General features: G+C 38.6%; 1 protein-coding gene. It reads left to right on the top strand.

Features of this window, described 5'->3' with window-relative positions; translation table 11 throughout:
• Window positions 1-32: 32 nt before the first annotated feature.
• The coding region (locus tag JV36_RS0115480) for a type II toxin-antitoxin system RelE family toxin (protein WP_032096970.1) at window positions 33-259 on the top strand (227 nt) is incomplete at its 3' end.

Below are 259 nucleotides of genomic sequence, written 5' to 3'. Positions count from 1 at the left end.
GCAAGGTGAAGAAAGCGTTTCGGTGAATTTGGATGACCTATAAATTAGAGTTTAAAAGAAGCGCCCTAAAAGAATGGAATAAGCTTGGTAGTACTTTGCAGCAGCAATTGAAGAAGAAGTTAGCAGAGAGGTTAAAAACACCGCACGTAGCCCCAGATAGAGTGTTAGGTACCGATAATGTTTATAAAATAAAATTACGTCAATCAGGATATAGGTTGGTGTATCAGGTACTTGATGACGTAGTAGTAGTTACAGTGCT

This window comes from Alteromonas sp. LOR (genome assembly GCF_000753865.1).
Classification (GTDB): domain Bacteria; phylum Pseudomonadota; class Gammaproteobacteria; order Enterobacterales; family Alteromonadaceae; genus Alteromonas.
This window is presented reverse-complemented; position numbering and strand designations above follow the sequence as displayed.